Origin of the sequence: Streptomyces sp. NPDC091292, assembly GCF_044757265.1 — a bacterium.
Taxonomy (GTDB): Bacteria; Actinomycetota; Actinomycetes; order Streptomycetales; family Streptomycetaceae; genus Streptomyces.
Map to the genome: position 1 here is coordinate 48,705 of NZ_JBIVUQ010000031.1, position 19,347 is coordinate 68,051.

19 protein-coding genes, 2 tRNA genes, 1 pseudogene and 1 riboswitch are annotated in these 19,347 nt (G+C 71.3%); of the genes and pseudogenes, 15 read left to right on the forward strand and 7 right to left on the reverse strand.

Annotated features, from left to right (window positions below; translation table 11 throughout):
* From ACIQNU_RS40820 to ACIQNU_RS40835, 4 genes and pseudogenes are all read left to right on the forward strand, one after another.
* Positions 1-265: pseudogene (locus ACIQNU_RS40820) on the forward strand (RNA helicase); the annotation flags it as partial.
* Positions 266-424: 159 nt separating this feature from the next.
* A complete protein-coding gene (locus ACIQNU_RS40825; protein WP_401376854.1) occupies positions 425-1,927 on the forward strand; it encodes an amino acid permease in 1,503 nt (500 codons plus the stop codon).
* Positions 1,928-2,113: 186 nt separating this feature from the next.
* A tRNA-Lys gene (locus tag ACIQNU_RS40830) sits at positions 2,114-2,186 on the forward strand.
* A 195-nt stretch (positions 2,187-2,381) separates the two neighbouring features.
* Positions 2,382-2,621, forward strand: a complete 240-nt coding sequence (locus tag ACIQNU_RS40835; protein ID WP_401376856.1) for a hypothetical protein — start codon at positions 2,382-2,384, stop codon at positions 2,619-2,621.
* Positions 2,622-2,635: 14 nt separating this feature from the next.
* On the opposite strand, the gene ACIQNU_RS40840 is transcribed toward ACIQNU_RS40835, so the two are convergent.
* Positions 2,636-2,863 carry a hypothetical protein gene (locus tag ACIQNU_RS40840; protein WP_401376858.1) on the reverse strand — a complete coding sequence of 76 codons (228 nt, stop codon included), beginning with the start codon at positions 2,861-2,863 and terminating at the stop codon, positions 2,636-2,638.
* A gap of 203 nt (positions 2,864-3,066) precedes the next feature.
* On the opposite strand from ACIQNU_RS40840, the gene ACIQNU_RS40845 reads away from it, so the two are divergent.
* A complete protein-coding gene (locus ACIQNU_RS40845; protein WP_401376861.1) occupies positions 3,067-3,621 on the forward strand; it encodes a cysteine hydrolase family protein in 555 nt (184 codons plus the stop codon).
* 4 nt (positions 3,622-3,625) lie between these two features.
* Here the strand turns inward: ACIQNU_RS40845 and ACIQNU_RS40850 are convergent, their stop codons facing one another.
* Complete coding sequence (locus tag ACIQNU_RS40850; protein WP_401376863.1) at positions 3,626-4,024, reverse strand: hypothetical protein; 399 nt, start codon at positions 4,022-4,024, stop codon at positions 3,626-3,628.
* 110 nt (positions 4,025-4,134) lie between these two features.
* On the opposite strand from ACIQNU_RS40850, the gene ACIQNU_RS40855 reads away from it, so the two are divergent.
* Positions 4,135-5,709: a hypothetical protein gene (locus tag ACIQNU_RS40855; RefSeq protein WP_401376865.1), complete on the forward strand. Its 1,575-nt coding sequence runs from the start codon at positions 4,135-4,137 to the stop codon at positions 5,707-5,709.
* Positions 5,710-5,724: 15 nt separating this feature from the next.
* On the opposite strand, the gene cyaB is transcribed toward ACIQNU_RS40855, so the two are convergent.
* Both cyaB and ACIQNU_RS40865 read right to left on the reverse strand, forming a co-directional pair.
* Positions 5,725-6,285 carry a class IV adenylate cyclase gene (gene cyaB / locus ACIQNU_RS40860; RefSeq protein ID WP_401376868.1) on the reverse strand — a complete coding sequence of 187 codons (561 nt, stop codon included), beginning with the start codon at positions 6,283-6,285 and terminating at the stop codon, positions 5,725-5,727.
* A gap of 17 nt (positions 6,286-6,302) precedes the next feature.
* Complete coding sequence (locus ACIQNU_RS40865; RefSeq protein WP_401376870.1) at positions 6,303-7,151, reverse strand: helix-turn-helix domain-containing protein; 849 nt, start codon at positions 7,149-7,151, stop codon at positions 6,303-6,305.
* A 102-nt stretch (positions 7,152-7,253) separates the two neighbouring features.
* On the opposite strand from ACIQNU_RS40865, the gene ACIQNU_RS40870 reads away from it, so the two are divergent.
* The 9 genes from ACIQNU_RS40870 to ACIQNU_RS40910 all read left to right on the forward strand — a co-directional run bounded on the left by ACIQNU_RS40870 (position 7,254) and on the right by ACIQNU_RS40910 (position 15,471).
* A complete protein-coding gene (locus ACIQNU_RS40870) occupies positions 7,254-7,787 on the forward strand; it encodes a hypothetical protein (protein WP_401376873.1) in 534 nt (177 codons plus the stop codon).
* Between the two features lie 191 nt (positions 7,788-7,978).
* The gene (locus ACIQNU_RS40875) at positions 7,979-8,845 is read left to right on the forward strand and encodes a LysR family transcriptional regulator (protein WP_401376876.1); all 867 of its coding nucleotides are present in this window, start codon (positions 7,979-7,981) and stop codon (positions 8,843-8,845) included.
* A gap of 105 nt (positions 8,846-8,950) precedes the next feature.
* Positions 8,951-10,219: an MFS transporter gene (locus ACIQNU_RS40880; protein WP_401376879.1), complete on the forward strand. Its 1,269-nt coding sequence runs from the start codon at positions 8,951-8,953 to the stop codon at positions 10,217-10,219.
* 55 nt (positions 10,220-10,274) lie between these two features.
* Positions 10,275-10,631 (forward strand): PRC-barrel domain-containing protein, encoded by a 357-nt coding sequence (locus ACIQNU_RS40885; protein WP_401376882.1) that lies wholly within the window; start codon positions 10,275-10,277, stop codon positions 10,629-10,631.
* A gap of 40 nt (positions 10,632-10,671) precedes the next feature.
* Complete coding sequence (locus ACIQNU_RS40890; RefSeq protein ID WP_401376885.1) at positions 10,672-11,250, forward strand: hypothetical protein; 579 nt, start codon at positions 10,672-10,674, stop codon at positions 11,248-11,250.
* Positions 11,251-11,385: 135 nt separating this feature from the next.
* A tRNA-Met gene (locus tag ACIQNU_RS40895) sits at positions 11,386-11,459 on the forward strand.
* 169 nt (positions 11,460-11,628) lie between these two features.
* Entirely contained in the window at positions 11,629-12,885 is a 1,257-nt protein-coding gene (locus ACIQNU_RS40900) for a PP2C family protein-serine/threonine phosphatase (protein WP_401376887.1), read from the forward strand.
* A 292-nt stretch (positions 12,886-13,177) separates the two neighbouring features.
* Positions 13,178-13,323: riboswitch (cyclic di-AMP (ydaO/yuaA leader) on the forward strand.
* Between the two features lie 11 nt (positions 13,324-13,334).
* Entirely contained in the window at positions 13,335-14,429 is a 1,095-nt protein-coding gene (locus ACIQNU_RS40905; RefSeq protein ID WP_401376890.1) for a M23 family metallopeptidase, read from the forward strand.
* Between the two features lie 97 nt (positions 14,430-14,526).
* Entirely contained in the window at positions 14,527-15,471 is a 945-nt protein-coding gene (locus tag ACIQNU_RS40910) for an aldo/keto reductase (RefSeq protein ID WP_401376893.1), read from the forward strand.
* 13 nt (positions 15,472-15,484) lie between these two features.
* Here the strand turns inward: ACIQNU_RS40910 and ACIQNU_RS40915 are convergent, their stop codons facing one another.
* The 3 genes from ACIQNU_RS40915 to lhgO all read right to left on the reverse strand — a co-directional run bounded on the left by ACIQNU_RS40915 (position 15,485) and on the right by lhgO (position 19,267).
* Positions 15,485-16,909 (reverse strand): PrsW family intramembrane metalloprotease, encoded by a 1,425-nt coding sequence (locus tag ACIQNU_RS40915; RefSeq protein ID WP_401376895.1) that lies wholly within the window; start codon positions 16,907-16,909, stop codon positions 15,485-15,487.
* A gap of 108 nt (positions 16,910-17,017) precedes the next feature.
* Positions 17,018-17,758 carry a tRNA (guanosine(46)-N7)-methyltransferase TrmB gene (gene trmB, locus ACIQNU_RS40920; RefSeq protein WP_401376898.1) on the reverse strand — a complete coding sequence of 247 codons (741 nt, stop codon included), beginning with the start codon at positions 17,756-17,758 and terminating at the stop codon, positions 17,018-17,020.
* 300 nt (positions 17,759-18,058) lie between these two features.
* Positions 18,059-19,267 (reverse strand): L-2-hydroxyglutarate oxidase, encoded by a 1,209-nt coding sequence (gene lhgO / locus ACIQNU_RS40925; protein ID WP_401376925.1) that lies wholly within the window; start codon positions 19,265-19,267, stop codon positions 18,059-18,061.
* Between the last annotated feature and the right edge of the window lie 80 nt (positions 19,268-19,347).

Below are 19,347 nucleotides of genomic sequence, written 5' to 3' on the forward strand. Positions count from 1 at the left end.
CCGTGACCGGGACCGTGGTGGCGACCGTGGCGGGTTCCGTCGCGACGACCGCCCGTCGACCGGACACCGGGGCAGCGACCGCCCGTTCAACCGCGACCGCCGCGACGACCGCCCCGCGGGCGGCCACCGCACCGGCGGCCACGACCGCCCGTACGGCCGCCGCGACGACCACCGCGGCAGCGGCCCCGGCACGGGTTCGGGCTCCGGCTCGGGCACGGGCTACGGCCGCCGCGACGAGAAGCCGCGCTGGAAGCGCAACGGCTGAGGGTCGCTGACAGTCGTAGCGACATGCCTGCCTGACTGACTGAGAGCGGGCTCCTCCAGACGGAGGAGCCCGCTCTCGTCATGGAGAGGGGTAATTTTCAGCCACGCGCGGGGCGTTCGTGGCGCATGCCTTGCCCTCCGAAGGGGAATTGCTGGGGGCATGACAAGCGACGCAGCGGCGGAGGAGCGGCCCGGCGCGCCCCTCACGGACGAGGAACGCCTCGCCGAACTCGGCTACACCCAGGTCCTCGCGCGCCGCATGTCGGCGTTCTCCAACTACGCGGTCTCCTTCACGATCATCTCGGTCCTCTCGGGCTGTCTGACCCTGTACCTGTTCGGCATGAACACCGGCGGCCCCGCCCTGATCACCTGGGGCTGGGTCGGCGTAGGTCTGATGACCCTGTTCGTGGGCCTGGCGATGGCGGAGATCTGTTCGGCGTATCCCACGTCGGCGGGCCTGTACTTCTGGGCGCACCGGCTCGCGCCGCCCCGGTCGGCCGCCGCGTGGGCGTGGTTCACGGGCTGGTTCAACGTCCTCGGCCAGGTCGCCGTCACCGCCGGCATCGACTTCGGCGCGGCGTCGTTCCTGGGCGCGTACCTGAACCTCCAGTTCGGTTTCGAGGTGACGCCCGGCCGCACGATTCTGCTCTTCGCGGCGATCCTGGTCCTGCACGGCCTGCTGAACACCTTCGGCGTACGGATCGTCGGCCTGCTGAACAGCGTCAGCGTGTGGTGGCACGTCCTCGGCGTCGCGGTCATCGTCGGAGCCCTCGCCTTCGCGCCCGACCACCACCAGTCGGCGTCCTTCGTCTTCACGCACTTCGTCAACAACACGGGCTGGGGCAGCGGTCTGTACGTCGTCCTGATCGGCCTGCTGATGGCCCAGTACACGTTCACGGGGTACGACGCGTCGGCGCACATGACCGAGGAGACCCACGACGCGTCCACGGCGGGCCCGAAGGGCATCGTCCGCTCCATCTGGACGTCCTGGATCGCCGGATTCGTCCTCCTGCTCGGCTTCACCTTCGCCATCCAGTCGTACGACAAGGCCCTCACGTCGCCGACCGGGGCGCCGCCCGCGCAGATCCTCCTCGACGCGCTCGGCGCGACCGCGGGCAAGCTGCTGCTGCTTGTCGTGGTCGGCGCGCAGCTCTTCTGCGGCATGGCGTCCGTCACGGCCAACAGCCGGATGATCTACGCCTTTTCCCGGGACGGCGCGCTGCCGTTCTCGCGGGTGTGGCACACGGTGAGCCCCCGGACCCGTACACCGGTCGCGGCGGTGTGGCTCGCGGCGCTCGGCGCACTCGTCCTCGGACTCCCGTATCTGATCAACGTCACCGCGTACGCCGCCGTGACCTCGATCGCCGTCATCGGCCTCTACATCGCGTACGTGGTCCCGACGCTGCTGCGGCTCCGCAAGGGCGACGACTTCGAGCGGGGCCCGTGGCACCTCGGCCGCTGGTCCCGGCCCATCGGGGTGGTGGCGGTGGTGTGGGTCGGCGTGATCACGGTCCTGTTCATGCTCCCGCAGGTCTCACCGGTCACCTGGGAGACCTTCAATTACGCGCCGATCGCGGTCCTGGTCGTCCTGGGCTTCGCGGCAACGTGGTGGTTCGCGTCGGCGAGGCGGTGGTTCCTGAAATCGGATCGGGGGGAGGGGTAGGGGGTCGGAAACTCGGGGGCGGGGGGTGGGGTGGGGGTGGGAGGATGGGTGTTCGCGGGCGCCCGGTGCCCGCGGGCTGCGTCCACCCGAGTCCGTCGACCTCCGTGCGCGTCCGGGTGTACGCCCTGCCCGCCGCCGGGGACGGGTCCACGGTCGCCGCCGGGACCCCGCTATGCTGCGGGATGCGGGCCGTTAGCTCAATTGGCAGAGCAGTGGACTTTTAATCCATTGGTTGTGGGTTCGAGTCCCACACGGCCTACCGCCCGGCCCCAGGTCAGAAGCTGTACGACCTGGGGCCGACCCCTTCTCAAGAAGTCGTGCGCCGGCGTTGGAGCCTCAAGGGTGGTCGCCCTCTTTCGTACGGAACGACATGGGTTGGTCAGGTGAGAGGCAGGTGGTGTGTATCCCTGCGTATCCCCGCGTATCCCGAAGCGGCCGTGGTCGTTCCCCGGGCATGAAGAAGATCATTGGTATCGCTGCCGTCGCGCTTGCTGCGGCCGGTATGGCCACGCCCGCGTTCGCCGACAACGACAGCAACTTTGGTTCAGGAGTCAACGCCGCGAACAACTGGAACTTCACCGCTGCGGACGTCTGTATCCAGGAACTGGCCGTCGTCCCCGCGCTCAGTGACTGGACAGGGAACCACCGCAACAACTGCTCCAACGGCAACGTGATCGACCACTCCGGCTCGTAGGTCGTCTCCGGAGTTCACATCCCCACGCCCCCACCGAAGCCATCGCTTCCCGGTCCGTCGCCCTCCGGCAGGAGGAATCGAACCGTCAGGGCGGAAGCAAGGACTGCCGCTGCCCCGATGAGCCCCGATGCCACTTCGCCGAGTCTCTGACCAACGGTGGCGATGACCAGCAGGGCGATCAGGATGGGTACGGCTCCCCCGAAGCCTGCGACCACGATCGTCCGCCTGCTCGCCTTCGCCATCGCACGGCCTCCCTTCGGGAACTCACGTCAACCGGTGTCTTCCCGGAGGGAGAGGGGCCGCCACACGCGGCGGGGTATTTGGCGGATTCGGTGTCCGCGGTGACGCCGGGTCCCCGTCAACGGTCGGCCACACCGCCCCGGCTGGTAGCTTCGCCTGCGCGCGGAATCGAAGGCACAGCAGGGACTGGACAGGGGAGTCTGTCGTGACCACCGCACTGATCATCGGCGACATCCAGCAGGGCATCACCACCGGCTACCCGTTCGCCAGGCGGGTCGTCCCGCCGCTCGCCGAACTGCTGCCCCGCGCCCGCACCGCCGGTGTCCTCGTCGTGTTCGTGCACTTCGCCATCCGGGGCAACGGGGCCGACCTGCCACCCGGCAACGCACTCTTCAGGTCGTTCTACGAAGCCGGTGACGCCTTCCATGAGGGGTCGACCGGGACCGAGATCGCCCTGCCCGTCGCGGACGAGGACGTCGTCGTGCTGAAGCGTCGCGCCAGCGCCTTCACCGGCACCGATCTTGACCTTGTGCTGCGGGCGAACGGCGTCAGCACTCTCGCGATCGCCGGCGTCGCGACCAGCGCGATGGTCGCCGCCACGTGCTACGACGCGGCGGACCGTGACTACCGGGTGACCGTGCTCCGTGACGGTTGCGCCGACGCCGATGAGACCATGCACGACTTCTTCATGGACGCCGTCTTCCCCAGCCGGGGGTTCGAGGTCATGGCCTGCGCCGCTTGGCCCGGAGAACAGAGCTGACGCGTCAGAAGGAACCCGTGACCAGGAATTTCAGCCACGCCAGGGTGTGGTGACCCCGGCCCGCCACCGGAGCCGGACGCGGCGCGGTGCTCTCCTCCGCCGTGTGGACCAACTCGCCCACACTCACCCGGAAGTGCACCTCGGCCTGACGGATCCCCAGACTCACCAGCCACGAGCCCTCTCGTAGGACGAAGACACTGCGCCGTGGTGTGTCCCCGGGGTACAGGTGGAACCCCTCGGGCACATGGGTCTTGGCGACCCTCAGTCCCGCGGCTTCCGCCTCCTGCCTGTCCCCCTCCACATGCTGGGTGCGAGTCAGCTGCCATTCCTGCTGGTAGCAGCACTGGCGGCGCTGGAAATCCACGCGGCCTTCCTCGGTCAGCACGTACCAGGAGCCCGTCATGATGTCCCCTCCCCATTTCCGGCCAGATCCCATGGGGTGGTGTCATCACCACCCCCAACTCACCGTCCAGAACCCGTGATCGAGACCCGGCCCGCGACCACAGTGGTGTCATGCCCACTCGACGTGAAGCCCTCGCCGCATCGGCCGCCGTGACCGGCGGCGCCCTTCTGGCCGCCGCCCCCGCCGCCGCGGCCGTACCCCGCGTAACCCCCGTAACCCCCGTAATCCCCGTAACCCCCATACCCCACAAGGCGCCGAACCGCCCCCACCCCACCATCGCCCTCACCCACGCCACCCTCCTCAACCCCGGCAGAGACATACGTACAAGCGGGCCCGACCACACCATCCTCATCACCGACGGCCGCATCACCCGCACCGGCCGCTTCGCCGACGTCCCCATCCCCCGCGGAGCGACCACCTACGACCTGACCGGCAAGTTCGTCGTCCCGGGCGGTCTCGTCGAGGCGCATGTGCACAACTCCGGGCCCGAGGACGTGCTGCCGCCGCTCTTTCCGCTGAACGGTGTCACCGCGGTCCGTGAGATGTGGGGCTCGCCCGTGCATCACGAGTGGCGGGAGAAGGTCCGTGCGGGCACGCTCCTCGGTCCCCGTTGGGTGATCTCCAGTCCCATCATCGACGGGCGCCCCTCGATCTGGGCCGACGACACCGGCCAGCGCTTCATCGAGGTCGCCGACGCCGCGTCCGCGCGCCGCGCCGTGCGGGAGGTGAAGGCGGGCGGCGCCGACTTCGTCAAGGTGTACTCGCGGCTCAGCCCCGAGGCGTACGAGGCGATCGCCGACGAGTGCCGCCGTCAGGGGCTGCGCTACGCGGGCCACTGCCCCGACAACCTGCCGATCGCCCGCGCGAGCGACGCCGGGCAGCAGTCCATCGAGCACCTTCACGCCCTGCTCCTCGCCACCTCCGCCCGCGAGCGCGAGATCAGGCGGGCCCTGGCGAAGGTCCGGATCGACCCCGCGCTCGGCTCCAGCTTCGAGCGATACGGGAGCTGGTTCCGGCAGGTGCACCCGGTGGAGTGGGAGGCGGTACGGACGTACGACGTCGGCCGCACCCGCGCCCTGTTCGACCGGCTCGCCGCCAACGGCACCCGTGTCGTCCCCACCCTCACCGTCCACCACTCCCTGGAGCGCACCGATCAACTGCCCACCGATTCACCGGAGTTCAAGTACCTTCCCCGCTGGGTGACGGACTCCTGGCCCGACATATGGGCCGGCCTCACCGCGGGGCGCACCGCGCAGGACACCGCCCGTATCCAGCGGATCTACGAGCACCGGCTCCGGCTCGTCGGTGAACTGCACCGGGCGGGCGTGCCGTTGGCCGCCGGCACCGACACCGGTACCGGCTACGCGGTCCCCGGTTTCTCCGTCCACCACGAGATGGAACTCCTCGCCGAAGCCGGACTGCCCACCCGGGACGTGCTGCGCGCCGCGACCACCGAGCCGGCCCGCATGCTCGGCCTGCCCGCCGACCGCGCCGACCTGCTCGTCCTCGACGCGGACCCGCGCACCGACATCCGCCACACCCGGCGGATCGACTCCGTCCTGGTCGCGGGCCGCTATCTGGACCGGGCGGAACGTCTGCGTCTGCTGGACGACGTGGCGCGCGCCGCCGCCGCGAGCGAGCCTCCGGCCGAGGGCGCCCCGGCCCCCCATGTCTGCGTCCACTGACGCTTGCTCCGAGGGTCAGCGGCGGTACGCGCGTACCGCGTCCGTGTACGTGTCCCCGGTCAAGTCGCCCGCCGCGATGCCGAGTTCGGCCAGCACCGTACGGATGGCGTCCAGCGCGGCGGTCAGGGACGCCTCGTCCGGTACGAGGGTTTCGAGCTCCAGGAACGTGCCGTCGATTTCCGGGACGCGGACCAGCGTCGCGAGCATCCGGTGGCCGTGCGCCGCGAAGGCGTAGCTGCGGCAGTGCTTCTCGAAGGCGATCAGTTCGACGTGGCCGAGGCCGCGCAGGACGGCGTGCGCGGCCGGCGCGTCCGCGACCGCGGTCTCGTATTCGGGCCTGGAGCCGGACGCCTCGTCGACCGGGGCGTCCTTGAAGGTGAGCAGGGTGCGGCGGGTGCCGTCGGGGCCGCGCACGGTACGCAGGCGCAGCTCCTGGTCCGCCCGCTCAAGGGCGGCGTCGGGGCGGTCGTAGTACGTGTCCTCGTACACCTCGACCCGGGCGTCGGCGCGTGCGGCGAGGTGGCGTACGACCGTCTCGGGTGCTCGGACCCGCGCCTTCAGTTCGGCCTCGATCACGGACGGGTCCCCTCTTGTCAGACCGTGCGGTGCGCGCCCTCGACGACCGCCTCGAACATCCGTCGGAACCCCCGGAACAGCGGCCCGTGCGGTGTCGCTATCACCTTGTACGTCGCTGACTCGTGCCCTTCCCAGCCGCGGTCGAAGGCGCCGACGAACATCGTGCTGTCGGTGCGGATGAGGCGCCAGGTGGGGAGGGTGCCGTACCGGTACACCTGGATGTCGCAGGTGTCCGCCAGCGCGCGCAGACGGGCCTCGGCCAGACGTACCCCGCCGGCGAGCGATTCGGCGGATTCGCCTATCTCGGCGGCGCGTTGGGCGAGGGCGTCGCTGTCCGGGTCGAGGAGGAGGATGCGGACGCGGAGTCCGGTGCCGCCGAGTTCGCGGGGCAGGCAGGCGCGCAGGAGGGAGTCGTTCAGCCCGATGAGGCCGAGGCCGCGTACGGCGAGTACGTCCAACTCCTGTGCCACGCGCGCCTGCTGCTGTATCTCCTCGGCGGCGGAGTTCTGGGCCGCGTACACCCGTACCACCTCGGGGAACGCGGTGAGATCGAACGCCGCGCCGCTGGAGCGTTTCTCGCGGCCTGCCGCCAGGCCCAGGAGGTGGCGGGCGTCGTCGGGCATGCGCAGCCCGTCCGCTATCCGCTCGTACACATCGAGCCGGGACACCTCGCGGCGGCCGTTGATGATCTCGTTCACCCGGCCCTGCGCCATGCCGACGGCCGAGGCGATACGGCCCTGACTGGCGCCCGAGTACCGCTGGACGTACCGGAAGACCGCGCCGATGTCGCGTCCGCGCAGGGCCTGGCGCACGTCGGCGCGCTCCCACGCCCAGTCGGGCAGCTCGATCGCTCCGGCCACCGCCATGGCGTAACCCCCGGTGTTCGCACACAAGATGGGAAGTAATCCCACGGTGAGATTACCGGCGGGGGATCGCGCGGACACCGCCTGTCACGCTTGGCTGAGCGCATGGTGAAGACGCCCACGATGGAATGGATGCCCGCCGGCCGCACCGTGTCGCTGCGCCCCGCCGGCAAGTGGTGGGACGCGGTACGGGTGCCGCGCGCCACCGGACTGGAAGCGCTCGGCCGCCTCGGCGGGGACACGGGTGCCGTCATCGAGGATCCGGGTGGCGACATTCTGTACTGGTTCGTGCCGACCGGGGAGGCGGCGCACTGGCAGATGCCGGACGGGGCGCGGATCGTCGTCCTCGGTGACGCGGCGCATGTCGCGGTCCCCGGGCCGCAGCGCACGTCCGGTCCGCACTGGCGGGTGCCGCCGACCCGGGACACCGCGCCCCTCACCGACCCGGCCCGCCTCCACAACGCGCTCGCGCAGGCCGCCGCGCATGTGGCGGACGAGCCGGCGGGGGAGGCGTTCCGGTGTCTGATGGACCACTACGACGAGTGTGTCGGGTGCAGTTCGGATACGGACCGGTGTGCGTGGGGGCGGCAGTTGCGGCAGGCGTGGGTGGGGGTGCGGTGGTCGCGGTCGGCGGCTTGACGGGGTCCGACGGGAGCGGGTTCTGACGGGAGGGGGGGTCGTCCCCGCTACGCACTCCGGGTACGGGGATCGCCGTCTTTTCGGGGCCGGTTTCGCGGTTACGGCGCGCTGAGGCGGCGCCGGGCCTTGTCGTACGGGAGCGTTTCCTCGCGTGACATTCGGTGCGACGGCGGTCCGGTTGGGGAGTGCGGATGGATCTGCGGCAGATGGAAGTCGTCGTCGCGGTGGCCGAGGAGGGCGGGTTCACGGCGGCTGCGCAGCGGCTCCGTGTCGTGCAGTCCGCCGTGTCCAGTACGGTCCGCACCCTCGAACGGGAGCTGGGCGCCGCCCTCTTCGACCGCACCACGCACCGGGTCTCCCTCACCCCGGCCGGCGAGGCGTTCGTACCGGCCGCGCGTCATGCCCTGCGGGCGGCCGAGCAGGCGCGGGCCGCCGTCGACACCGCCCGGGGCGAGCTGCGCGGACGGGTGACCGTCGGCACCATGCAGGGCGTCTGGGCCGACCTTCACCGCCCGCTCGCCGCCCTCCGCGCCGAGCACCCCGGCGTCGTGGTCCGGCTGCGGCAGGCCGCGGTGACCGACATCCGGCAGGCGCTGCGCGAGGGCACCGTGGATGTGGCGGTGCTCGCGCTGGACCGGCGGCAGCAGCGTGGTCTGGTGACGCGGCTGCTGGCCCGCGAGGAGATGGTGCTGATGACGGCGCCCGAGCGTTCCGTACCGCTGCTCAGCGGCGGCAAGATCGCGCTCGCCGACGCGGCCCGGCTGCCCCTGGTCGACTTCACGCCGGGCTGGGCCATCCGTCTCGCGGCCGACCAGGCGTTCCGCGCGGCGTCCGTCGAGCGGGAGACCACGTTCGAGGTCAACGACATCTTCGCCGCGTCCGACCTCGTACGGAACGACCTCGGTGTCTGCGTCATGCCCGTCTCGGTCGCCGCCCGCTTCCCCGACCTGCGCACCTACCGCTTCGAACGGCACGCGCCGCGCTGGACGGTCCTGGTGGTCCGGCCGCACGGGGACCCGCCGCCGGCGGTGGCGGCCCTGCTCGCCCACATGACGTGAGCCGGGCCTCGCACGGGGCCGCTCATCTCCATCCGAGATGACCGATATCTCGAACCATCGCTTCGAGAGGGGAAGCGGGGCCGCCGCGCGGGCGCTGAAGCTGACATGGCTGCCGAACCCACACCCCACGTCCCCGCCGCCGCCGGAACCCGCGCCGAGGCCCCAGTGCCCGGACCGGGTGCTGCCGGCGGCATACCCGGCTGGCTGGTCGCGCTCATCGCCGTCGCGTGCGGCATGACCGTCGCCAACCTCTACTACGCCCAGCCCCTGCTGTCCGAGCTGCGCGACGTCTTCCACCTCAGTACGACGGCGGCCGGTGGCCTGATCACGCTCACCCAGATCGGCTACGTCGTCGGCATGCTCTTCCTCGTCCCGCTCGGCGACCGCCTCGAAAAGCGGCACCTCGTCACGGTGCTGCTCACGATCACCACGGTCGCGCTCGCGGTGGCCGGTGTCGCGACCAGCTTCCCGATGCTGCTGATCGCCGCGCTCGTCGCGGGCGCGACCTCCGTCGTCGCCCAGATCCTGGTGCCGTTCGCCGCGAGCCTCGCCCCCGACGAGGTCCGGGGCCGCATCGTCGGCCGCGTGATGAGCGGCCTGCTCACCGGCATCCTGCTCTCCCGCACGGTCAGCAGTCTGGTCTCCGACGTGGCCGGATGGCGCGTGGTGTTCCTCGGCTCGGCGGTCCTGATGGCGCTCCTCGCGGTGGCGCTGCGCGTGGCCCTGCCCCGGCAGGAGCCGACGACGGACGTCCCGTACGGCCAGGTCCTGCGCTCCACGGCCCGCCTCGCCCGCACCCACCCCGTGCTGCTGCGCCGGGGGCTGTACCAGGCGGCGATGTTCGGCGCGTTCAGCGCCTTCTGGACGACGATTTCGTACGTCCTCACGGGCCCCGGATTCCATTACTCCGCCATCGGTGTCGGTCTGTTCGCCCTGGTCGGCACGGCGGGTGCGGCCATCGCGCCGTTCGCGGGCCGCTGGGCCGACCGGGGTCTGGTCCATCCCGTGACGGGTGTCGCCTTCGCGGTCGCCGCCGTGGGCTTCGCGGTGGCGGGCTTCGGGCAGCACAGCATCGTGTTCCTCGCGCTGGCGGCGATCCTGCTCGACATGGCCGTGCAGACCTCGCTCATCCTGGGCCAGCACACGATCTACCAGCTCGACGCCGCCGCCCGCGCCCGCCTGAACAGCGCCTTCATCGCCACCTTCTTCATCGGCGGCGCCCTCGGCTCCGAGATCGGCTCGCTGGCGTACCACGCGGCCGGCTGGACCGCCGTCACCGCCCTCGGCGCCGCACTCCCGGTCCTCGCCCTCCTCTACTGGCTGACCGAGCGGCGGCCGTCCGGTAGCTCGGCGGAGCGCCCGGAGGCACACTGAGAAAACTGGTGGGGAACCGTTGGGGAACCGTTGGGGGCCCGCGAAAGGAACCACGATGATCGAGGTGAGCGACGTCCGCGAGTGGCGCGGTTACGCCGTCAACGACCGGGACGGACACAAGATCGGCACCCTCGAAGCGGTGTACGTGGACACCCGTACCGACGAGCCGGCCATGGCCACCGTCCGCACCGGCCTGCCGACCCGCTACCGCCTGGTCTTCGTCCCCCTCAACGCGGCCACCGTCGGCCCCAACTACCTCAAGGTCAACTACGACCGCACCCTGGTCAAGGACAGCCCGTCGATCGGCACCGACGACGTACTCCCCGCCGACCAGGAAGAACCGATCTTCCAGCACTACGGCCTCCCGTACACCCCCGGCACAGCAGGAGAACGCCAACTGGCCCGCCGCTGACCTCCTCCTCCCGCGCCCCCTCCGACGGCGAGCTGCTTGGATGACGAGCAGCTCGGTCAGCGCGTGGGAAGAGAAGGACGGTTGGCGCATGAAATCAGCGGTACGAGGGGTCGCGGTCGCCGCGGCTGTCTGCCTCCTCGTCGCCGGGGAATCCGGGGCCCGCCGCGGGCAGGCGCTGAATGGCGGCATACAGACCATGGGGACCCTCGGGAACAGCCATGTGAAGGTCGGCGACATCTGGTGGGTCGCCTTTCCCGAGCTGCGGAACTCGTCGTCCGTGGACATCGTCCTCACGGGTGTCGAGATGACCCACGTGCCCGCAGGGCTCAAGGTCCTCGAATACGGCGCCTTCGACCGGTCCGACACGGAAGGCGTCCCGCTGCTGGCCCGCGAAGGCGCCTCCCAGGCACCGAGGTTCGACCGCCTGACCAACTACGTACGCGAGGAAATCCGGGTCAAGGCCGGGAAAACGGGCGACATCTTCTACATGGTCCGCCTGGAGGCGACGGGGCCCATCAAGGGGAACCTTCAAGGGTGCCGGTACGAGTACCAGCAAGGCTCCGCCAGGTATGAACAGACTCTCGGTTGCGATACCGCCCTCCGGCTTGAGAAGGACTGACACGCCGCCGAGCAGACCTACCCTGTTTCAGAAAGTGGCCAGATCTCCGGTACCTGTCGGTGATCTGGCCACTTTTCCGAGAAGGGTCCGGCGGCGTGAGGGGGCGCTCGGATGGCGTATAGTTGGGTTCACCGACGCGGGGTGGAGCAGCTCGGTAGCTCGCTGGGCTCATAACCCAGAGGTCGCAGGTTCAAATCCTGTCCCCGCTACTCAAGGTCAAAGGCCCGGAGGCGTCAGCTTCCGGGCCTTCGGCGTTGTCCGGCCCTCTCACCCGGTCGGCCCGTACCGGCTCGCCCCCCGCCCCCGCTACGGGAAATCTGGTGGGGCGCGATGACGGGCGTGACGGCGGTACGGCGGAGGCGGCGGGAGAGATGACCGGTGGCGCAGCCAGGCGGACACGACGGTGAGCATGAGGGCCGTGTTCCCGCCGAACCCACCCGCCCCGAGGTCTCCGGCCATCCCGAGGTTCCCCCCACGCCACCCCGGCCCTCCGGCGACTTCGTCCCCGGCACCTTCGACCCCCCGGCCGAAGCCGCCACACCCCACCGCGGCCCCGCCCGGCACCGCCGCTCCACCCCCGCCCGCGGCTTCGTACGCTCCCTGCCCTGGCTCCTCATCGCCGGCGGACTGCTGTTCGACGCCCTGACCCCGCCCCAGTTCACGGCCGCCCCGCTCTTCGCCGCCGCCCCGCTCGCCGCCGCCCCCTTCTACGGCATCGGCGCCACGATCATCGCCGGCACCCTCGCGTCCCTCGCCGTCCTCGGCCTCCGCTTTGACCGCGGCAATGTCACGGACATCGCCGGCTTCACCGAGATAGTCACGATCGTCACCGTCGCCGTACTCGCCATCCTCATCAACACCCTCGTACGCCGCAGTGACGCCCAACTTGCCAGCGCCCGCGAGATCGCCGAGGCCGCCCAGCGCGCCGTACTGCCCGAACCGGCCGAGCGGATCGGCGGCTTCGACGTCGCCGCGCGCTACGAGGCGGCGCAGGCCGACGCCTTCATCGGGGGAGACCTCTACGCGGTCCAGGACACCCCGCACGGGGTCCGCGTCGTCGTCGGAGACGTACGCGGCAAGGGGATGGGCGCGGTGGCGGCCGTCGCCGTGGTGATCGGCGCGTTCCGCGAGGCCGCCGAACAGGAGAGCACCCTGGAGGCGGTGGCACAGCGCCTGGAACGCGCCCTGGAGCGCGAGGGCACCCGACGCCGCGGCATCGACGACTTCGAGGGCTTCACCACGGCCCTGCTCGCGGAGATCCCGCACGGCGAGGACATCGTCCGGATCGTCAACCGCGGCCACCCCGAACCGCTGCTCCTGCACGGCGACGGGGAGCTGCGCGTCCTCTCGCCGGCCCAGCCCGCGCTGCCGCTCGGCATGACCGACCTCGGGAGCTGGCCCGACCGTTCCGACGAGGCGCACTTCCCGTACGGCGCGACCCTGCTCATCTACACCGACGGGCTGTCCGAGGCCCGCGACGGCGAAGGGGTCTTCTACGATCCCGCCGAGCGGTTGAAGGGCCGTACCTTCCCGGGGCCCGGCGCCCTGCTCACCACCGTCGCCCGCGAGGTGCGGGAGCACACGGGCGGCGGCAGCACGGACGACATGGCGCTCATCGCCCTACGAAGACCCTGACGCACCCTGACGCACCCTGACGCACCCTGACGCCCTCCCGCGTCGCCCGCCCTATCACCATGCGTGATCGAACGGCAGCCCTCCGCATAACAAGTGACGAACTATCAGCTGACAGTCACGTCAAGAAACCCCCAGGTGTGCCGTCAACTCGCCCGATTCCGCCCCTCACTGTCCCGTAAAGTCCAGGCCAAAGCCTTTAACGATCAACCGGAACCGCTTGGAATCCGGCCCCGCCGTCTATTAACGTTCGATAACGCAGCGCGGTCGTCCCAGCCGTCACAAGAGGCGGCTCCGTGCGCACGCGCCGAATCCCGCAAGGGAACCGGGGAACCACCACTTGGGGTGAATCGGGCATCCTTCCTCGCCGAAGGATGCCGGTAGGAGACCTTCCTGCTCCGAACCCGTCAGCTAACCCGGTAGGCGAGAAGGAAGGAAAGGAGTACGCCTCAGTGGCGTCCAACCCGCCTGCCCCCGAAGCCTCACCTCGCCCGAAGGCCTTCGCACCATTCGAACCCTTCGGATCATCCGAACCCTTCGGATCCGCGTACGGCCCGGCCGTCGCCGAGGAGGAGCGGGGGGAATGGAACCCCACTGAGGAGTCCATACGCCCCGTACGCGGCAGGCACCGCGTCGCCAAGCAGCGCGGCGGACTCGCCCGCAGCTCCACGGTCCTCGGTGTCGGCGTGATCGCCGCCGTCGGCGCGGGCGGCATCGCCACCGCGCAGGGCGGGAAGCCGCCCGTCCGGATCGCCATGCCGGACATGTCGGCGGTCACCGACTCCCTCCCGGACGCCAAGTCCCTGCCGGGCGTGGGCGCCCTCATCGCGGACGACCCCGCCCCGGCGCAGACCGTCGCGGCCCCCCTCACCGGCGCGGGCATCACCGCGACCGACGCCCAGCAGGGCACCACCGACGCGGGCGAGGCGCTGCGCGCACGGATCATGGAACAGGCCGAGCAGCAGCAGGACCAGGCCGACACCGCCGAGCGCGTCGCCGCCGAGGAGGCCGCCGCCAAGAAGGCCGCCGCGGACGCCGCCGCCGAGCAGGACAAGGCGAAGGCCAAGGCCGCCGCCGAGAAGAAGAAGGCCGAGGAGGAGGCCAAGGCCAAGGCGGAGAAGGAGCGCCTGGCCAAGCTCGCGAAGAGCTTCGCCCTCCCGACCTCCTCGTACACGATCACCTCGACCTTCGGTGAATCCGGTTCGCTGTGGTCGTCCGGCCAGCACACCGGCCTCGACTTCGCCGCCCCGACCGGCACCCCGATCAAGGCGGTGCACAGCGGCACCATCACGGAGGCCGGCTGGTCGGGCTCCTACGGCTACCGCACGATCCTCACGCTCGACGACGGTACGGAGCTGTGGTTCTGCCACCAGTCCTCGATCAGCGTCAGCGTCGGCCAGAAGGTCACCACCGGCGAGGTCATCGGCCGGGTGGGCGCCACGGGCAACGTCACCGGGGCCCACCTCCACCTGGAGGTCCACCCGGGCGGCAGCAGCACCGGGATCGACCCGATGGCCTGGCTGCGGAGCAAGGGTCTCAATCCCTGACCAGCCGTAGCGGGACGTAACCGGCTATAGCTGGTCGTAGCGGGCCCTGGCGGCGTGGGGCGGAATGCCCGCCCCCGTAAGAGTGTTGGCTGCACCTATGACATCCCTACGCAGCCTCGGCTCCTCCGACCTCGAAGTCTTCCCGCTCGCCCTCGGCGGCAACGTCTTCGGCTGGACCGCCGACGAGGGCGAGACCTTCGCCGTACTCGACGCCTACACCGCCGTCGGCGGCAACTTCGTCGACACCGCCGACACCTACTCGTCCTGGGTGCCCGGCAACCAGGGCGGGGAGTCCGAGACCCTCATCGGCAAGTGGCTCACCGCCCGTGGCAACCGCGCGGACGTCGTCGTCGCCACCAAGGTCGGCAGCCACCCCGACTTCAAGGGCCTCGCCGCGCCCACCATCAAGGCCGCGGCCGAGGCGTCGCTGCGCCGCCTCGACACCGACTACATCGACCTCTACTACACCCACTTCGACGACCCGTCGGTGCCGGTCGAGGAGATCATCACCGCCCTCGACGGCCTGGTGACGGCGGGCAAGGTCCGCGCCGTCGCCGCGTCCAACATCACCGCCGAGCGGCTCCAGGAGTCCCTGGACTTCTCGGACCGCGAGGGCCTGGCCCGGTACGCGGCGCTCCAGCCGCACTACAACCTCGTCTCGCGCGACACGTACGAGGGCCCGCTCCAGCAGGTCGCGTCCCGCTCGGGGCTCGCCGCCGTCCCGTACTACGCGCTCGCCGCCGGCTTCCTCACCGGCAAGTACCGGCCCGGCACCACCGTCGACAGCGCGCGGGCGGGCAGCGCGGCCAAGCACCTGGAGACCGCGCGCGGGCGCAAGGTACTGGCCGCCCTGGACACGGTGGCGCGGGAGCGGAACGCCGAGATTGCCACGGTGGCCCTCGCCTGGCTCGCCGCCCGCCCGACGGTCGCCGCGCCCCTCGCCAGCGCCCGCACGGTCGAACAGCTTCCGGCCCTCATCGCGGTGGCCGACCTGGAACTGACGCCGGCCGAACTGCGCACGCTGACGGAGGCGTCGGCCTGACGGGGGCCGGTACCTAGTAGGTCTGGTACGGGTTGTAGGCGGGGTGAGGGTACGGCGGGTACGCGTACGGATTCGGGTTCGGGTTCGGGTTCGGGTTCGCATAAGGGTTCGGGTTCGCGTATGTCCCGTACCCCACAGGCCCGCCCGGCCCCGGCCCCTGCCACTGCTGTGGCACCACGACGACCGGCGGCGCGGTGGCCTGCGCCGCGTACGTCAGGGCCGGCCGCGCCGCGTCCCGCCGCGACCACAGGGCGCTCAGGAGTTCCCGTTCCCGTACGGCGAAGTCGGCGCCCGCCCGCCCGCGCAGGACCCGGTGCCGCAGGAACGCGAGCGACGTCGCGTACGCCTCGTACTCCGCGACCGCACGCGCCGCCGCCTTGCCCTGGGTGCGGGTCGCGTACGCGCGGGCGATGCGGCGGGCGCGCATCGAGCCGAGCGCGAAGGGCTCCGGCGGGGTCAGCCAGCCCGCCGCCGCGTACGCGGGCAGCTCGGCGCGGACCGTACGGAGTTCCCGCTGGCGGGTCCAGATCACCAGCCAGGTCAGCAGTGCGAACGCGGGCACCATGAAGGCCGCGTACACCGCGAAGAAGCCGTAGTCGCCGAAGGTGGACGAGCCGTTCCACAGGGCGTGCATGCCCATCGCGAGCAGCAGCCCGGTGAGCGGGAGCAGGATGCGGCGCACGCGGAGGCGGTCCGCCGAGAGGGCCGCGATGCCGAAGCCGAGGCCGGTCAGCACGGTGAAGAGGGGGTGCGCGAACGGCGACATCACCACGCGGACGAAGAAGGTCGCCGCCGTGACCGAGGTGAGGCCGCGGTCCCCGCTGAGCTGGTCGGTGCCGAAGGCGGTGCCGAGGTAGAGGATGTTCTCGGTGAACGCGAAGCCGGTGGCGGTGATCCCCGCGATCACCACCCCGTCCAGGATGCCGGTGAAGTCGCGCCGGCGGAACAGGAAGATCAACAGGATCGCGGCAGCCTTCGCCGACTCCTCGACGACCGGCGCTATGACCGTGGCGCCGAGGGTGTCCGCGCTGGTCGGGTCGGCGGTCGCGGTGGCGATCCAGCGGGTGGCGAAACTGTTCGCGACGATCGAGATCAGCGCGGCGGCGCAGGCACCCCAGGCGAAGCAGAAGATCAGGTTCCGCCAGGGCCCCGGCTCCACCCGGTCCAGCCAGCGGAACGCGGCGAGCAGCAGCGGTACGGGCAGTACGGCGAGCCCGAGGCCGACCAGGAACCCCTGGGTGCCGGTCTGCTCGCGTACGAGCGCCAGGATGACGAGGCCGGACAGGGCGAGGAGCGTGACGAGGGCGGTGACACGTATCGCCCGGCGCTGCCACCAGTGCGGACGCCCGGTCCCGGCCCGGACGGCCGTCCCGGCCCTGAGCGCCGCCCCGGCGGGGGCGCCGGGGTCGTGCGTCGGGTACGGGGGAGGGGTGGCCACCCTGTTGACCCTAAAGGGGGAACGGGCCGACCGCGACGGTGCGTCGGACGGCCCGGAACGGCCGGATCAACTCCCCGCGCTGTCCCTGCGCTGTCCTCTACGGGGCGGCTACTCGCCGGATACTCGGCGAAACAGCAGGTCACGCACCACATGCCCCTTGTCGAGCCCCTGACCCTCGAAGCGGGTGAGCGGACGGAACGCCGGCCGGGGCGCGTACCCGCCGTCCTCCTGGGCGTTCTCCTGAGTGTTCTCGAAGTCCGGGTGCGCGGTCAGCACGTCGAGCATCTGTTCGGCGTACGGCTCCCAGTCGGTGGCGCAGTGCACCAGCGCGCCGGGCGCCAGCCGGGTCGCCGCGAGCGTCAGGAACTCGGGCTGGATGAGGCGGCGCTTGTGGTGCCGCTTCTTGGGCCACGGGTCCGGGAAGTACACGCGCAGCCCGGCGAGGCTGTCGGGGCGGAGCATCTCGGTGAGCAGGATGATCGCGTCGCCGTTGGCCACGCGGACGTTGGTGAGGCCGGCCTGCTCGGCGAGGTTGAGCAGATTGCCCTGGCCGGGGGTGTGCACGTCGACCGCGAGGATGCCGGTGCCCGGGTCGTCGGCGGCCATCCGTACGGTCGCCTCGCCCATCCCGAACCCGATCTCCAGGACGACGGGGAGACCACCGAACAGGGCGTCCAGATCGAGGACCCGCTGCCCGTCGATGTCGAGCCCCCACTGCGGCCAGAGCCGCCGAATCGCCTCACCCTGCCCCCGCGTCACCCGACTCCGCCGAGGCTGAAAACTACGAATCCGCCGATCGAAATGAGCCCCAGCGGGATCAGCAGCGGGCCCTTCCCCGACGGCGAACATGGGCCGGGGACGGGCGGCGGGCCGGGGGGCTGAGGGCTGGGGGGATTCGTCGTACGTATACACAGTGCGGCCATTCTAGGACGGCACCAAAGGGGCAGGTCGCGGACGCAGAGGGTCGGCTGCGACCGCCCACCGGCCCCGTTGTGCGCGCAGCGCCGACCGAGCCGACCGCCTGTCGGTCCCGTTGTGGGCAGGCGTTCCGCACGGCGATGGGGGTACCTCCCGGTCGAGCGAAGCCGAGACTGGGGGAGGGTGGGCACAACGGGACCGACAGGCCCCGAAGACAACCGGCAACAAGACCTACCCCGCGTCCAAGGCCCGCAGGGCCCGACGAGCCACCTCCCGCCCGATCGGCAGCGAAGCGGTAGCCGCAGGCGAAGGCGCATTCAGCACATGCACCGCCCGCACCCCTTCCCGCAGCAAGAAGTCATCCACCAACGACCCGTCCCGCAAAACGGCCTGCGCCCGAACCCCCGCGTCCGCCGCCACCAGATCCCCCGACTCCACCGCCGGCAACAACTTCCGCACGGCCCGCGCGAAGGCCCCCTTGGACACGGACCGCCACAGCTCCCCACCCCCGTACCGCCAGTGCTCCCGCGCCATCCGCCACGCCCCGGGCCACGCGAGGGTCCCGGCCACGTCACCCGGCCGCACGGTCCCCCAGCCGTACCCCTCGCGCGCCAGCGCCGGCACCGCGTTCGGCCCGACGTGGACGCCGCCGTCGATCCCGCGCGTGAGGTGCACGCCGAGGAACGGAAAGGCCGGATCCGGTACGGGATACACCAGCCCCCGCACCAGCTCGGGCCGCGCCAGCTCGTAGTACTCCCCTCGGAAGGGGATGATCCGCATCCCGGGCTCGTCCCCGGTGAGGCGGGCGATCCGGTCGCAGTGGAGCCCCGCGCAGTTGACGAGGGCCCGGCCCCGGACGACGGTCCCGTCGGCCGTCAGAACGGCCACCCCGCGCGTGGGGCGCCGGTCGATCCGGACCACATCGGCGCCGTAGTACAGCTCGGCCCCCGACGCCTCGGCGAGCCGCCGCGCGACGGCCGTGTAGTCGCAGATGCCCGTCGTGCCGACATGGATCGCGGCGAGCCCCCGGACCTCCGGCTCGTACTCCGCGATCTGCGAGCGGCCCAGCTCGCGCACCGGAATGCCGTTCTCCCGGCCGCGCTGCACCAGGGCGTGCAGCCGCGGCAGCTCCGCACGGTCCGTGGCGACGATCAGCTTCCCCGTCACCGCGTGCGGAATGTCGTACTCCGCGCAGAACTTCACCATCTCGGCGGCGCCCTTGACCGCATACCGGGCCTTGAGCGAGCCGGGCCGGTAGTACACACCGCTGTGGATCACGCCGCTGTTGCGCCCCGTCTGGTGGCGCGCGGGGCCCGGCTCCTTCTCCAGCACCGCGACCCGGGTCCCGGGCGCGGCACGCGTGAGCGCATACGCCGTCGACAGGCCGACGATCCCGCCGCCGATCACCAGCACATCGCAGTCGTACCCCACGCGTTCCACCTCCCGGCTTCGATAGTGCACTGCGCCACTGACAATGCCGTCAAACCGGGGGGTCCGGCAGACGTCGCGGCAGTGGCGCG

Bases quoted from the DNA above. Each gene is read 5' to 3' on its own strand.
- ACIQNU_RS40865 (WP_401376870.1), bottom strand. From the start codon at position 7,151: ATGGCGGTGGCCGGAGCGATCGAGCTGCCCGACTGGGCGTGGGAGCGC.
- ACIQNU_RS40880 (WP_401376879.1), top strand. From the start codon at position 8,951: ATGGCTGCCGAACCCACACCCCACGTCCCCGCCGCCGCCGGAACCCGC.
- ACIQNU_RS40885 (WP_401376882.1), top strand. From the start codon at position 10,275: ATGATCGAGGTGAGCGACGTCCGCGAGTGGCGCGGTTACGCCGTCAAC.
- ACIQNU_RS40910 (WP_401376893.1), top strand. From the start codon at position 14,527: ATGACATCCCTACGCAGCCTCGGCTCCTCCGACCTCGAAGTCTTCCCG.
- ACIQNU_RS40840 (WP_401376858.1), bottom strand. From the start codon at position 2,863: ATGGCGAAGGCGAGCAGGCGGACGATCGTGGTCGCAGGCTTCGGGGGA.
- ACIQNU_RS40875 (WP_401376876.1), top strand. From the start codon at position 7,979: ATGGATCTGCGGCAGATGGAAGTCGTCGTCGCGGTGGCCGAGGAGGGC.
- ACIQNU_RS40835 (WP_401376856.1), top strand. From the start codon at position 2,382: ATGAAGAAGATCATTGGTATCGCTGCCGTCGCGCTTGCTGCGGCCGGT.
- ACIQNU_RS40850 (WP_401376863.1), bottom strand. From the start codon at position 4,024: ATGACGGGCTCCTGGTACGTGCTGACCGAGGAAGGCCGCGTGGATTTC.
- trmB (WP_401376898.1), bottom strand. From the start codon at position 17,758: ATGTTCGCCGTCGGGGAAGGGCCCGCTGCTGATCCCGCTGGGGCTCAT.
- ACIQNU_RS40870 (WP_401376873.1), top strand. From the start codon at position 7,254: ATGGTGAAGACGCCCACGATGGAATGGATGCCCGCCGGCCGCACCGTG.
- ACIQNU_RS40855 (WP_401376865.1), top strand. From the start codon at position 4,135: ATGCCCACTCGACGTGAAGCCCTCGCCGCATCGGCCGCCGTGACCGGC.
- ACIQNU_RS40890 (WP_401376885.1), top strand. From the start codon at position 10,672: ATGACGAGCAGCTCGGTCAGCGCGTGGGAAGAGAAGGACGGTTGGCGC.
- ACIQNU_RS40825 (WP_401376854.1), top strand. From the start codon at position 425: ATGACAAGCGACGCAGCGGCGGAGGAGCGGCCCGGCGCGCCCCTCACG.